General features: G+C 50.3%; 11 protein-coding genes and 1 pseudogene. 5 read left to right on the top strand and 7 right to left on the bottom strand.

All coding sequences use genetic code 11. The annotated features are described in order from the left end of the window. Positions 1 to 259 precede the first annotated feature (259 nt). The 3 genes and pseudogenes from CS369_RS21700 to CS369_RS21690 form a co-directional block, all read right to left on the bottom strand. Positions 260 to 1,266, bottom strand: a pseudogene (locus CS369_RS21700) (aminotransferase class I/II-fold pyridoxal phosphate-dependent enzyme). A gap of 65 nt (positions 1,267 to 1,331) precedes the next feature. Then, the gene (locus CS369_RS21695) at positions 1,332 to 1,946 is read right to left on the bottom strand and encodes a YitT family protein (RefSeq protein WP_196908650.1); all 615 of its coding nucleotides are present in this window, start codon (positions 1,944 to 1,946) and stop codon (positions 1,332 to 1,334) included. Between the two features lie 233 nt (positions 1,947 to 2,179). Beyond that, positions 2,180 to 2,644, bottom strand: coding sequence for an Lrp/AsnC family transcriptional regulator (locus tag CS369_RS21690; protein WP_196908649.1), 465 nt, complete (start codon positions 2,642 to 2,644; stop codon positions 2,180 to 2,182). A 360-nt stretch (positions 2,645 to 3,004) separates the two neighbouring features. On the opposite strand from CS369_RS21690, the gene CS369_RS21685 reads away from it, so the two are divergent. After that, positions 3,005 to 4,387, top strand: coding sequence for an amino acid permease (locus tag CS369_RS21685; protein ID WP_196908648.1), 1,383 nt, complete (start codon positions 3,005 to 3,007; stop codon positions 4,385 to 4,387). 42 nt (positions 4,388 to 4,429) lie between these two features. On the opposite strand, the gene alr is transcribed toward CS369_RS21685, so the two are convergent. Both alr and dnaB read right to left on the bottom strand, forming a co-directional pair. Next, positions 4,430 to 5,509, bottom strand: a complete 1,080-nt coding sequence (gene alr / locus CS369_RS21680) for an alanine racemase (RefSeq protein WP_196908647.1) — start codon at positions 5,507 to 5,509, stop codon at positions 4,430 to 4,432. A gap of 38 nt (positions 5,510 to 5,547) precedes the next feature. Then, positions 5,548 to 6,954 carry a replicative DNA helicase gene (dnaB, locus tag CS369_RS21675; RefSeq protein WP_196908646.1) on the bottom strand — a complete coding sequence of 469 codons (1,407 nt, stop codon included), beginning with the start codon at positions 6,952 to 6,954 and terminating at the stop codon, positions 5,548 to 5,550. Positions 6,955 to 7,070: 116 nt separating this feature from the next. Here dnaB and CS369_RS21670 point away from each other — a divergent pair, with 116 nt between their 5' ends. After that, positions 7,071 to 7,706, top strand: a complete 636-nt coding sequence (locus tag CS369_RS21670) for a zinc-binding dehydrogenase (protein WP_196908645.1) — start codon at positions 7,071 to 7,073, stop codon at positions 7,704 to 7,706. Positions 7,707 to 8,105: 399 nt separating this feature from the next. Here CS369_RS21670 and pspG read toward each other — a convergent pair whose 3' ends face one another. Then, positions 8,106 to 8,327 carry an envelope stress response protein PspG gene (pspG, locus tag CS369_RS21665; RefSeq protein ID WP_196908644.1) on the bottom strand — a complete coding sequence of 74 codons (222 nt, stop codon included), beginning with the start codon at positions 8,325 to 8,327 and terminating at the stop codon, positions 8,106 to 8,108. 163 nt (positions 8,328 to 8,490) lie between these two features. Then, a complete protein-coding gene (gene dusA, locus CS369_RS21660; protein ID WP_196908652.1) occupies positions 8,491 to 9,519 on the bottom strand; it encodes a tRNA dihydrouridine(20/20a) synthase DusA in 1,029 nt (342 codons plus the stop codon). A 674-nt stretch (positions 9,520 to 10,193) separates the two neighbouring features. Between dusA and evgA the strand changes: the two genes are divergently transcribed. Genes evgA through CS369_RS24280 form a run of 3 tightly spaced genes read left to right on the top strand, consistent with a single transcriptional unit; the run spans position 10,194 to position 14,003 of the window. Then, positions 10,194 to 10,787, top strand: coding sequence for an acid-sensing system DNA-binding response regulator EvgA (gene evgA, locus CS369_RS21655; RefSeq protein ID WP_196908643.1), 594 nt, complete (start codon positions 10,194 to 10,196; stop codon positions 10,785 to 10,787). Between the two features lie 35 nt (positions 10,788 to 10,822). Beyond that, entirely contained in the window at positions 10,823 to 13,678 is a 2,856-nt protein-coding gene (locus tag CS369_RS21650) for a transporter substrate-binding domain-containing protein (protein WP_244665177.1), read from the top strand. Beyond that, entirely contained in the window at positions 13,671 to 14,003 is a 333-nt protein-coding gene (locus CS369_RS24280; protein ID WP_244665176.1) for an Hpt domain-containing protein, read from the top strand. Before CS369_RS21650 ends, CS369_RS24280 begins: the two co-directional genes overlap by 8 nt. Positions 14,004 to 14,330: the final 327 nt, after the last annotated feature.

The following is a 14,330-nucleotide window of genomic DNA, read 5'->3' as shown; positions in this document are numbered from 1 at the left end:
TCAATTTAAACAATAAATTATCTCCTTAGCGTGGTTTTTTACATGATTGACCGTCAAACCCCACTGAGGACTGCGGCCTATCCATCGAAATCTGTTGGGTAATAAATTATGGGATATGTCTTAAGTAGTAGTTTAGAGCAAGCGGAGTGTCAATGTCGTGCTATATAAAAATTTCTTATGAATCACGGCGAAAGAGGAATCGTTAGATAAGTGGAATGGCAAAAAAAAGGCTTAACGCTGGCGTTAAGCCTTTGGTGGGTTATTGAACCGCAGCGAACGCTTTGGCGACGCGTACGACGTTGCCCGAATTCAGACCTGCAACACTCATTCTGCCGCTGGCGATCAGATAAACACCAAATTCGTCGCGCAGGTGATCTACCTGTAGCGGGCTGAAACCGGTGTAGCTAAACATGCCGCGCTGTGTCAGCAGGTAGTCAAAATTGCGCGTTGGCAATTCTGCTTTCAGAGCATCCACCAGCGCTTTACGCATGGCGAGAATACGTGAACGCATTTCTTCGACTTCCGTTTTCCACTCCGCATTGCGTGCTACATCATTCAGCACGTTAGAAACCACCTGAGCACCGTAATTCGGCGGTGTTGAGTAGTTACGACGCACTGTGGCCTTCAACTGCCCCAACGCGCGCTGTGCGCTTTCGGCATCTTCGCACACCACGGAGAGCCCACCCACGCGTTCACTATAAAGAGAAAAAATCTTGGAGAAGGAGTTGGCTATCAGGGCTGGAACGCCCGCGCTGGCAAGCTTTCCAGTGTGGCAACCATGCCATCGAAATTTACGCCCAGCGTTTGTGCATCAAAATAGGGGTAATTGTGTACCTTAAATCCGGCACCGGCAAAAATAGCGATGTGGTTTTCCCAAGTCGGATCGCTGACCCATACCTCGGATTCAGGGAAATAGTGTTTCAGGAAGTCAGCACCCACTTTCAGTGCGCCGGAACCGCCCAGCGTCTGGATAGTGGCGATGCGGTTTGCAGCCAGCGCCGGGTGTTCTTTGCCAAACAGCAGCGTCTGAATAGCGGAACGATAGGGCTGGAAACCTTCCATGGGCAAATAGGAGGAAGCCGCTTTGGGCTGCGCTTCAAGTACATCAACGGCACTGCTCACGGCGCGCAATTGCGGGATGATATTCTGTTCGTTGTAATAGAGCACGATACTGAGATTGATCTTATCTGCGCGCGGATCCTGCTTGTATTTTTCCATCAGAGACAGGATAGGATCTCCGGCATAGGCGTCGACATGTTGGAACACGGTTTTTCTCCTGAAATAATTATCTGCCACGCTTAACGCGCAGCGCGCAACCCCTGGGCGATCATTTAGACCGTATAACGCCCCGGGCGGTGATTCATCGCAATGATTAAGTTAAGAATCACGGCACCTAATACGGAAACCACCAGCATAGGTATGCTTACCACAAACAGTGAAGCCAGCACAATCACCACATCAACCGCCATTTGTAACTTGCCAGCGCGTATGTCGTACGGATCCTGAAGGTAGAGCGCCAAAATATTCACGCCACCCAGACTGGCCTTGTGGCGAAACAGAACAATAAAGCCTAGCCCAATGATTATGTTGCCAAACAGCGTGGCATAGAAAGGCTGAAGTCTATCGAAGTGAATAAACAGCGGATGCACGTCTGACAGCAGGGAAACCAACCCGACGGCACAGAAGGTCTTGATGGTGAAATGCCAGCCCATGCGGCGAACGGCCAGATAATAAAACAGCAGGTTGATCAGAAAGAAAATGGTGCCAAATGAAATATGCGTGATGTAGTGCAGCAGGAATGCTATCCCTGCTGTGCCGCTGGTGAGTGCGCCAGATTGACGTAACAGGATGATCCCAAAAGACACCATCAATGAGCCAATCAACAGCGCCAGAACATCTTCCAGCAGGGTGTGTTTAAGATTTTCAGTTGCAACAACGTTATCCATGGTGTGCTCAATGGCAGAAAAAATCAAAATGTGACGCAAGCAAAGCAAAAAGTGCACCAAAAATGGCGCTGAAAGTGGAGAGGTTGGCGAATTAACGCGGGTAATAAGTATAAGTTATTGAAATACAGTTATTACCATCTGCATGAAAAGTTCATTAAGCTTAGTTTTTTTGCGTGATATGACGGTGTCCATGCACTAAAAGGAAGCATCTTGCCCTAATAGGGTGCAAGCCTTCAGTTAGGCTGCATCAATCCATTTTCTTTCAGGCGATTCAGCACAACTGAGGTCTTCAGGTGAGAGACGCTTTTATTCTGCGACAAGATGTGACTGCTCAGATCGCTCAGTCCTTGCAGATCGGCTACCGCAACTTTCAGTAAATAGTCGGCATCGCCGGTGGTTTTGTAGGCATCAATGATCGCATCTACCTCTCCTAACATCTGGTGAAAGCGCTCCACGTAGTCGGCGGTATGGTTGATCAGGCGCACTTCGATCAAACCAAGACACTCCAGACCGATGGCATTGGGTGCCAGGCGGGCGTGGTAGCCCAGGATCTGCTTAGCCTGCTCAAGCACAACGCGACGGCGCGAACACTGCGATGCGGATAACCCGATCAGTTCGCTTAACTCCTGATTGGTCAAGCGGCCGTTGGTTTGCAGTAAGGTCAGCATTTTCAAATCATAATCGTCTATCTGGTACATAGTGCTTTATCCGCATGATGTATCGGGAGATAAAACAGACTAACAGCTTTTTATCACTGCGTGCCGCTTCTTTTCACATCCCCGTTCTCGGGGGGATTGCACAACCAATGGGCATGCACCATGTTGGCGCAATATCGTGCGTACAGTGATGCAATTAAGGGCATTTTGTGCATGCGGTTGCCTGTTTATGCATCAATCTGTTTTGTGCTGCCATTGAGTATCCCGCAACGTGATAATAAAAATAATTAATATATTCATGGTATTAGTTTCATTTATGGCCGGAATTCGTCGTGGCCTTGCTGAGGTTGGCCTGATTGTTGCTATGAGATTGCCAACACAACATCTTGTTCGGGGAATGTCATGGATACGTCGCAGACAACGGATCAGCTTAAAAGAGGGTTAAAAAACCGCCATATCCAGTTGATTGCATTAGGGGGCGTGGTAGGCACCGGGCTGTTTTTGAGGATTGCGCAAACCATCAAAATGGCCGGGCCATCGGTATTGTTGGGCTATGCGATTGCCGGGATTATTGCTTTTTTCATTATGCGTCAGTTAGGGAAAATGGTGGTGGAAGAGTCCGTGGCCGGTTCCTTTAGCCATTTCGCCAATAAATACTGGGGCAGCTTTGCCGGTTTTATGTCCGGTTGGAACTACTGGGTGCTCTATGTGCTGGTCAGCATGGCTGAGCTTTCTGCGGTCGGGATTTACATTCAATACTGGTTTCCCGATGTGCCGACCTGGGTTTCGGCGGCCGTTTTCTTCCTGCTGATTAACGCCATCAACCTCACTAACGTGAAGGTTTACGGCGAAATGGAATTCTGGTTTGCCATCATTAAAGTGGCGGCGATTATCGGCATGATTGCGTTCGGCTGCTATCTACTGATAAGCGGGAGTGGCGGGCCGGAGGCCAGCGTGGCTAACCTGTGGCAACACGGTGGGTTTTTCCCCAATGGTTTTGGTGGCATGGTGATGGCGATGGCGGTCATCATGTTCTCCTTTGGAGGTCTTGAACTGGTCGGGATCACTGCCGCTGAGGCCGATCGGCCAGAAAAAAGTATTCCGCGTGCCACCAATCAGGTTATTTATCGCATTCTGCTGTTTTATGTGGGTGCGTTGGCGGTGTTGCTGTCGCTGTACCCCTGGAAGAAAGTGGTGGAAGGCGGCAGCCCGTTTGTGCTGATTTTCCACGCGCTGGATAGCAACGTGGTGGCAACCGTGCTGAATCTGTTGGTGCTGTCTGCGGCGCTCTCGGTGTACAACAGCTGCATCTATTGCAACAGCCGTATGCTGTTTGGCCTGGCTAAACAGGGCAACGCACCTCGCGCACTGTTGAGCATCAACAAACGCGGTATTCTGCTGAACGCGCCGGGCGTATCGGCGCTGACAACCGGGCTGTGCGTGGTGTTGAACTACCTGATGTCGGGCAAAGCGTTTGAGCTGCTGATGGCGCTGGTGGTGTCCGCGTTAGTGATCAACTGGGCGATGATTTGCATTACACACCTTAAGTTCCGCCATGCGATGCAAGTGGCCGCAAAGGAAACGCGTTTCAAAAGCTGGGGCTATCCGGTGACTAACGTAATTTGCCTGCTGTTTCTGGCGGGTACTCTGGTGATCATGGCAATTACGCCCGGTATCCAGATCTCGGTGTGGTTGATTCCTGTGTGGCTGGTGGCAATGACTGTGGCTTATCGGGTGAAGAATCGTAACCGCACGCCAGAAGATATCGTAGTCAGTGACGTGTAATTGATGGGAAGGGCGTACCTTGCGGTACTCCTTTCTTACGCATTAATCGTCGAGGTACTCCAACGCCAGGCGTTGTGTCACACGGGTAATCAGCTCGTAAGCGCTTATCTTGGTGTGTGCGGCGATCCGCTCGACGGGCAGTGCATCTCCCCACAATATCACCTCATCGCCCACCTGCTCCTGTGCATCGGGTCCCAGATCGACCGTCAACATATCCATCGATACGCGTCCCACCAATGGTACTTCACGGCCATTGACCAGTACGGGTGTACCAAACGGTGCTGAGCGCGGATAGCCATCGCCATACCCCATCGCGACCATGCCGAGCAGGGTATCGCGCTCGCTGGTCCAGATACAGCCGTATCCCTCGGCTTCGCCCGCTTTGTGCTCGCGCACCGCGATCAGATGTGAGGTGAGCGTCATGGCCGGTTGCAGTCCAAAATGTGCGGCAGTTTCGGTGGCCAGTGGTGATACGCCGTAGAGAATAATCCCCGGTCGTACCTGATTGCGGTGCGCCTGTGGCCACAGCAGAATACCGCCGGAAGCCGCGATAGATTGCGCGCCCGGTTTTCCCTCAGTGAAGGCATCAAAGCAGGCGATCTGTTTCAGAGTGGTATTGAACTCAGGCTGATCGGCGCGGCAAAAATGGCTCATGATATTCACCGGTTGCACCACATTGCGGCACTGGGTCAGCCGTTGATAAAACGCTTCTGCCTTATCAGGACGGACACCCAAACGGTGCATGCCAGTATCCAGCTTCATCCACACGGTAAGGGGATGCGGTAAATCAGCCTGCTCCAATGCTTCCAACTGTTCGACGCTGTGCACCGCGGTTTCCAATTGATGCTGTGCCAGTAAGGGGAGGTCATCGGCAGAGAAAAACCCTTCCAGTAGCAGGATAGGTTTGGTGATGCCCGCTTGGCGCAGTGCCAACACCTCCGTGAGTCGGGCGACGCCGAAGCAGTCGGCATTATGAAGGGTGGTGGCGCATTCCACTGCGCCGTGGCCGTATGCGTTGGCCTTGACGACGGCGACCAGCCGACTGTTAGGCACTAACTGGCGCACGCGCTGCATATTGTGACGCAATGCGCGGCGACTGATGACGGCGGTTGCCGTTTTCATTTCTACTGTCCTTAGCGCTGCCCGCTCAGGTGCGCTATTTATTCATCATCGTATTGTGGACCGGCGTAATTATCAAAACGCGACCACTGCCCGTTGAAGGTCAACCGAACGGTACCGATAGGGCCGTTACGCTGTTTCCCCAAGATAATCTCAGCGATGCCTTTCAAATCGCTGTTTTCATGATAAACCTCATCACGATAGATAAAGATAATCAGGTCGGCATCCTGCTCGATAGAGCCGGATTCACGCAGGTCGGAGTTGACCGGGCGTTTATCCGCTCGCTGCTCCAGACTACGGTTAAGCTGAGAGAGTGCGACCACAGGTACTTGCAATTCTTTTGCCAATGCTTTGAGAGAACGGGAAATTTCGGCGATTTCAAGGGTTCGGTTATCCGAAAGGGCAGGCACTCGCATCAGTTGCAGGTAGTCGATCATGATCAGGCTGAGGCCATCATGCTCACGGAAAACGCGGCGCGCGCGGGAACGTACTTCCGTGGGCGTCAAGCCGGAAGAGTCATCGATATACATGTTCTTCTTCTCAAGCAGAATGCCCATGGTGCTGGAGATGCGCGCCCAGTCCTCATCATCCAACTGCCCGGTACGGATACGGGTTTGATCCACGCGTGACAGCGAGGCCAGCATACGCATCATGATCTGTTCGCCGGGCATTTCCAGACTGAAGATCAGCACTGGCTTTTCTTGCATCATGGCGGCGTTTTCGCACAGGTTCATGGCGAACGTGGTTTTCCCCATTGAGGGGCGCGCCGCGACGATGATCAAATCCGATTTTTGCAGCCCGGCGGTTTTTTTATCCAGATCCTGATAGCCGCTGGAAACGCCGGTTACCCCGTCGTGAGGACGTTGATACAACTGCTCGATGCGTGAGAAGGTATCTTCCAGAATGCGATCGATACTTTTTGGGCCTTCATCCTTGCTAGCGCGGTTTTCGGCGATCTGAAACACGCGCGATTCTGCCAGATCCAGCAGATCTTCACTGCTGCGACCTTGTGGATCGTAACCCGCATCGGCGATTTCATGGGCAACGGCGATCATCTCACGCACCACCGCCCGTTCGCGCACGATATCGGCGTAGGCACTGATATTGGCGGCGCTGGGGGTGTTCTTCGCCAGTTCTGCCAGATAAGCAAAACCGCCGACCGTGTCCAGTTCGCCTTTTTGCTCCAGCGACTCGGACAGGGTGATGAGATCGATGGGCTTGTTCAATTCCAATAGCCGCTGCATTTCGCTGAAAATCAGACGGTGGGCGCGGTTGTAGAAATCGTTGGCGACGACGCGTTCTGCGACGTTATCCCAGCGCTCGTTGTCGAGCATCAAGCCGCCCAGAACCGACTGTTCCGCTTCCAGCGAGTGGGGCGGAAGCTTTAACCCTTCTACCTGTTGGTCGCGGGGCTGTTTCGATGGGGGGGCGGTGCGCTTTTCTGCCATGGGATTACGTTCTTTATTGGTTGATTTGTCATTCCATAAGGAGGCATTGTATACGAAACTGACGTGATAAAAACGCGCCCGTGTGTTTATCGCACCGGACTGCATCAGGAGAAAACATGGCGAAACGCATTCAATTCAGCGCCCACGGCGGCCCTGAGGTGCTGGAGTACGTTGATTTTACCCCGCGTGAACCGGCTGTGGGTGAAATACAAATTGAAAACCGTGCTGTCGGGATCAACTTTATCGATACCTACGTGCGCAGTGGGCTTTATCCGGTACAGGCCTTCCCATCTGGGCTGGGCACCGAGGCGGCGGGTGCTTGGGCGACCATCAGCTATCGCAGCGAGAACATCGCACAACGGGTACTGGAATTAACCGATGGGCAGAAAGTGCCGGTGGTGTACGACTCGGTGGGTAAAGACACCTGGGAAGCCTCGCTCGATAGCCTGCAACGTCGCGGTTTGATGGTGAGCTTCGGTAACGCTTCCGGCCCGGTGACCGGCGTGAACCTGGGCATTCTGAATCAGAAAGGGTCGCTTTACGTGACGCGTCCGTCGCTGTTTGGCTATGTGACCAATCGTGCAGAACTGGATAAAGCGAGCAGCGAGCTGTTTTCGCTGATTGCCAGCGGTGCAATCAAGGTAGATGTTTCTGCCAATCAGATCTTCGGGCTGTCGGAAGCGCAAAAAGCGCATCGCGCACTGGAGAGTCGTCAGACGTACGGTTCCTGCCTGCTGATCCCAGGACGATAAGTGAGCCGCTGTAGTTTGTCCTAAAATGGTAGGTAAGCGTAAAAAGTAAGGGCCCCAAACGGGGCCCTTGTTGCTGCATTATTTTTGATATTTCATACATGCTGTATGTAGGGTAAAGCGTGGCGAACGTCAGCGCATCGAGGCGTAATTTTTTTGGATGATGATGCTCTGACGCGGATGAAATCATTTTTTATTGATTCGCGCAGGCCGCGTGTCCTGTGCGTGTTACCGGTTACGCAAACCGCCTTGCTACATGGAGGCAGTCATAGTGACCAAGAGCCGCCATCCTAACAGCGGCTTAGGGGAAAAAATATCTGCTGGCGCACAAAATTGGCGTAAATTACTGGGGATCGTGGTGCTCAGAAGCGGTATTTGCAGCTGCCGTCACAACGCGTGGCATCAGCGGTAATCACGCAGCGGTTTTTGCTGCCAGTAACGCCACAACCAGACGATCGCCATCGCCAGCAGCAGCCAGGGCAGCACTTTGATGGCGGTAACAATCAGCCCACCCTCCAGCATGACCACTGCAGCAATGACCAGTACGCCCAGTACGCCAATCAGTGAAATTCCGGTGACCATTAACATCACGAAAAAGCCCACAACGAACAAAAACTCCAGCATGATTTCTCTCATCAATCAGGTGTGCTGTACTAACGGCGCGTTCTGCGGGAGGTATTACAATAAGTATGCCAACCTTCCTCTTCTGATAACGTATTGATTTATCAGAAGGGAATGCCAGTGTGGGCAATAGCTTGTGGCTATTTTGACTAACAGTTGGTGTTTTTTATACTGTGCGATTGCGTACCAGCGCTAGCGCCGCTTCCACCACCGGGATGCCTGCACCGGGTTTATGAGCATTTTCGCTTAAATGACGACGCCATTGGCGCGCGCCGGGAATACTTTGGAACAAGCCCAGCATATGGCGGGTGATATGGCCCAAATAGGTTCCGTTGGTCAGTTCACGTTCCATGTAAGGGTACATTGCTTCCACCACGCTAAACCGGCTGACGGCGGGCGCATCAATACCGAACAGTTGCGAATCGACATCCAGTAGCAGGCCGGGATTTTGATAGGCTTCGCGCCCCATCATCACCCCATCGAGCTGAGCCAAATGGGTTTTTGCCTTTTCCAGCGTTTTTACCCCGCCGTTAATGGCGATGGTCAATGCCGGGAAATCGCGCTTGAGCTGGTAGACGCGCGGATAATCCAGCGGCGGGATCTCGCGATTCTCTTTTGGACTCAGGCCCGAAAGCCAGGCTTTGCGCGCATGGATAATAAAGGTATCGCACTGGCCGCGCTCGGCCACGGTGTGAACAAAATCGCACAGAAAAGCGTAGCTATCCTGATCGTCGATGCCGATACGGGTTTTCACCGTAACGGGGATCGATACCCGATCGCGCATCGCTTTGATGCAATCCGCCACCAGTTCGGCTTCTGCCATCAGACAGGCACCGAAGCGTCCATTCTGCACGCGGTCCGAAGGGCAGCCAACGTTGAGATTGATCTCATCGTAGCCGCGCTGCTCTGCCAACTGCGCGCACTGCGCCAACGCGGCAGGATCGCTGCCGCCCAACTGCAACGACACCGGATGCTCGGTATCACTGTAAGCCAGATAATCTCCCTTGCCGTGAATAATGGCGCCGGTCGTGACCATCTCGGTGTATAACAGCGTTTGACGGGTCAGTTGGCAGTGGAAATAACGGCAATGGCGATCGGTCCAATCGAGCATCGGCGCGATGGAGAAGCGATTCAGGCTAAAACCATCACTGTTCTTAGTTATTACGCTGTTTGTAGGGATTTTTACTTCTGTCATTTTCTCGAGCATTTCTATCGGGTTCTTTTTCTTCTTGTACTCACTGGGCACCATTTTTTTGGTGTCCTGATCGGTGAGGACAATAACGAAATGGCCTGTTTTACCATTGCTGAACGCCCCCGCGCAGATGAGGCTGTTATATACCGCTGCAAAGTGGGAGTGCAGCAGCAGGGTAAACACCTTTACCGTGAAAGTAAAACGTTTGGAAAATGGCGTTGATAAAAACATGGGGTAAACGTCGAGCTGTCGGACGTGAAGGCGTGGTGTCCCGTCCAATTCAGATGCAAGCCAAATACGCGTGCAGCAACCATTGATGACGTATATCAATAATCCGGACTTATGTGGTAAAGCCGGACGAACAAGCTGTTATGTGCACCACATGCTGGTGGACTGTGATCTTGCGAAGATAAAACCGACTGACTTGTCCATCAATGATGTGGTTGAGCATGGGCGCTTGTGGGACGGTGTAGGCTGAACCTGCCAGGTTCCTACTCTTTGAGTTATCTGTCTTTCGCTAAACCCATTTTGGGTATTGATTACACAGAAAACCCAGTATCAGATGCGCGGATTATTCTGGTAAATATGACTATGATTAGCTAATCGCGGCGCCGCATCGTTTAGGCTACTATCAAGAGAAGAGAGAGATTTCAGTGTGATAGTTTGTCAGGTGAAGTATGATCGAATGTAAAGCCCGTACTGCAATTATTGTGGATGATCACCCTCTTGCTCGGATGGCGATTCGTGGTGTGTTGGAGAAACAGCACATAACCGTGATCGACGAATATGAAGATGGTACTGCTGCTCTGAAAACACTTATGAACACGACAGAAAATATTGTCATCATCGACATTGAGATCCCTGGAGTAAACGGCGTTGAGCTTGTTGAGAGGCTCAGGGCACGGCAATTTCCGGGCGTGTTGATTGTTGTGTCAGCGAAGAACGATCGTTATTACAGTAAGCGCTGTGCACAGGTGGGAGCTAATGCGTTTATCAGCAAAAAACAGGATATGGAGAATGTACTGGCCGCCATCAATGCGGTGCAGAATGGCTACAGCTACTTTCCTTTTTTTCTGGAAACACCTTCAAATGTCATCACAGATACGCAACGCTTGGAATCACTCTCTGAGCAAGAGATGAAAGTTATGGGCTATGTTCTGTGCGGCCTCGATAATTCGCAAATTAGTGAACTAATGCATATCAGTAGCAAAACGGTCAGCACTTATAAAACACGATTAATGGAAAAGCTACGCTGCAAAACGTTAATCTAGCTGCTCTCTTTTGCCCACCAAAATAAGCTGATCTGATGATGACGCTGAGGCTCGTACTCATGCTCACGTTTTTGCTAATAACCGGGCATGTTGCCTACGCGCAGGATGAGCCGCCAGTTGAGCTTGAGTTATCAGGGAATAAATACGTTACGTCGGTGCCGGTTTATCTGACTAAGGATGACAAGCGCTGGTTGCAACAGATAAAAACGCTCAGGGTTGCTGTTTATCAATCTGAGGTATCCCCGCTAGCACAGACAACGGTAACTGGACGTTATCGTGGAATGAATGCAGATTATCTGGCGCTTATTCAACATTCTCTTAATATCCGCTTGCGTGTGATGGCATATAAAAACCAGGCAGTTGCGCTTGAGGCGTTAAAAGCGGGTGAGGTTGACATGATGTTGACCGGCCTGGAGAGTAGTCCTCTAAGTGAAGAAGGAATCAATGCCTCGCTGCCACTGGTGCACTCCTGGCCTAATCTAGTGACATCGCTAGCCAATGTTATGTCTCCGTTGCAAAGTGCGCAAAGCACCCGTATTGCGATTGTTAATAACTATCCCGGAGCAGACTTTATTCGCCAGACATTTCCCAATGCGGAGATTGCTAACTATTCCAACTATCAAGAGGCACTAAGCTCCGTAGCCAACGGAAAAGAGCAGTGGTTTATGGGCGATTCGCTTACCACCAGTACATGGCTTTCCCAGGAATTCAGTCTGGCACTAACTACTGTTAAATACTGGACAGAGCCGCAAAAAAAGAGTTTCTTTTTATTTTTGCCCAGCCAGGAACGCCTGCTGACAATTGTGAATAACACGCTTGGCAGGATTGATGAAAATGTTCACGGACAAATTGCCCTGTCGATGATCGACAAAAGCAATCTGTCATTTCTGATTGAACCATTGAATCTGACGCCACGCGAAAAACAGTGGTTGAATGATCATAAAGTGCTACGCGTCATCACAAATCCGTGGTTCGCCCCTTATACAATGGTCGATAGTAATCAGGAAATGCGTGGTATCGCGGATGATATACTGAATTTAATTAGCCTGCAAACCGGTATACGGCTTGAGACTGTTATCGTTAAATCGAATGAAGAAATGATTTCAGAGATTAAGAAAGGCGACTGGCATATTGTGCCAGCCGCGACCTATAATATGAGCCGGAAAAATTACATCTCTTTTGCCCATCCTTTTATTACCACGCAAGTTGTTATTGTTGTCAGAAAAGCGGAGAGCCAGGAGAACACATTACAATCGGGGTCGCATGTGGCGATAAGCGTTGATCATTCGTTACTGGCGAGGCTGAAGTCACAATATCCGGGTATTCATTGGAAAGAGGTGGAAAACGCCAGTGTGGCATTAAATCTTGTGGCTACAGGGAAGGTAGACGCCGCAATTTCGAATCAGTTAACCGCCCGCTACCTAAGCGAGCATTATTACCCTGACCAACTCACTTGGCTTGGGCTTCCTGGCGAAGAACCGGCTGCAATCAGTTTCGCTGTTCCTCGCTCTGAACCAGATTTACGGCAGATACTGGACAAAGCGCTGGCCGATATTCTGCAAAAAGAGATCTTACAGATCGTCAGTAAATGGATACGTCTGCCGGATGTCAAAATAGAGACATGGGAGCTGTATAACAGCCGTTTCTATCTAGTGGCGGCGTTGGCAATATTTTTGGTGGTGAGCACCTCATTGTGGGCTGTGTATCTGGTCTGGGAAGTCCGTAGCAGAAAACGATCTCAACTTCTGTTGGAAGCTGAGCGGAACAGGGCCCGACGAGCCAATGAAGAGAAACGAGAATTTCTCTCCCATATGAGTCATGAAATCCGTACCCCGATCAGCGCCATTATGGGATTTCTGGAATTCCTGCAACTCTCTCCGGCGCGCTTCAGCCACGAAGATAAAGCATCGATTGACCAAGCGGCCCTTGCATCACGCTCACTGTTAAAACTGATTGGCGAAATCCTCGATCTTGAGAAGATTGAATCGGGTCTGTTGGATGTTGTTCCACAGTGGGTGTATGCAGATGTTCTGATAAAAGAAAAGATAACGCTGTTCAACGCGCTAGCCGTACAAAAAGGGATCGTGCTGGATTATGACGCTCATTTAGAGCAGAAAGAAGCAATACGACTGGATCCACAACTGTTGGGACAGGTACTCACCAATCTCATCGGTAATGCGGTGAAATTTACGCAGAACGGATACGTGCAGGTTTCGGCGATAAAGCACAACGATACGTTGATTATCTCTGTGCGTGACTCAGGACCGGGTATAAGTGCCGAAGAGCAGAAACGGTTATTTATGGCCTTCAGCCAAGGGAAAGTAGGTGAGCATCATCATGGTTCGGGCTTGGGACTGGCAATCAGCCGAGCACTAATGACGCAAATGGGCGGAGAGATTGCTCTGCAAAGTGAAGTCAATAATGGAACCATCGTGACGCTGAGCTTGCCAGTGCAGGCTTCCTTTGATGTCATTCCCGATGCTGTTGATGTTAGCCCATCTGCACCTATCTTCCAAGGGACGCTACGGGTGTTGATTGCTGATGATCATCCCTCCAGCCGACTACTCCTGAAACGACAGCTCGCGGTGTTGGGTATCGTGGCGGATGAAGCCGACAACGGGGAAGTGGCGCTACGTTATGTGCGGCGAGGTGATTATAATTTACTCATTACCGATCTTAACATGCCGGTAATGGATGGCCTTGAATTGACCCGGCAGGTGAGGAAATTTAATGGCGCACTTGCCATCTGGGGGCTGACCGCCACCGCGCAGGAGCATGAGCGTGAACGTTGTCTGGAAGCGGGCATGAATGTTTGTCTTTTCAAACCGATTACGCTTACGCAAATCTCTCACTTACTCTCAGGGGTGAGATACAGACAACAACATGTTTGATATCGAAAAACTTGCGATGTTGGCGCAAGGAAATCGGTTGCTAATGCTTACGGTATTGAAAGATGCACAACGAGAAAACCGTCGCGATTTATTGGCGGCCAAACAGGAAGGCGGCGACGGTGATCGGCAAACGGTAAAACACCATATCCATCGCATCAACGGGACCGCTCAGTTACTGGACATTAAGTCTCTCATGGCCGCCGCACAATCGCTGGAAGCTAAGCTATCAGGAACTATTTCTTCTTCAGAGCTTGTAAGGGAGCTTGAACACATGGAAACGTTACTGAATGAACTCGATCAGGCGATTAATAATTTCATTCCATAACCTTCCTACAGATGTAGGCGGTACCTGACAAAAAAATAAGGTACCGCTGATATTTTTTTGTTGTGAACCAAGTAAAATTAGCCTCGTTCTAACGGAAAAGATTTTGTTAATAAATCTTGGTATTTTACCTAAGAAAAATCCGTTTTTTCATTTAATTCAAGTTTTGACTATCAAACCTAGTTAGATCATTAAGCTGAACCTATTTAATGACTCGGTCTTAAATATTGTTTTTGTTTCTACTGTTGGTTTTTAACCCTGATCTAGCCATTTAAAATCGGATTATTATTCTTTTGTCTATAAAAAGACAGGAGAAATGATTATTTTTAT

The sequence above is a fragment of the Candidatus Symbiopectobacterium sp. 'North America' genome (assembly GCF_015762685.1).
Classification (GTDB): Bacteria; Pseudomonadota; Gammaproteobacteria; order Enterobacterales; family Enterobacteriaceae; genus Symbiopectobacterium.
Note: the sequence above shows the minus strand (reverse complement) of the source record. Positions and strands in the feature narration are given on the sequence as shown.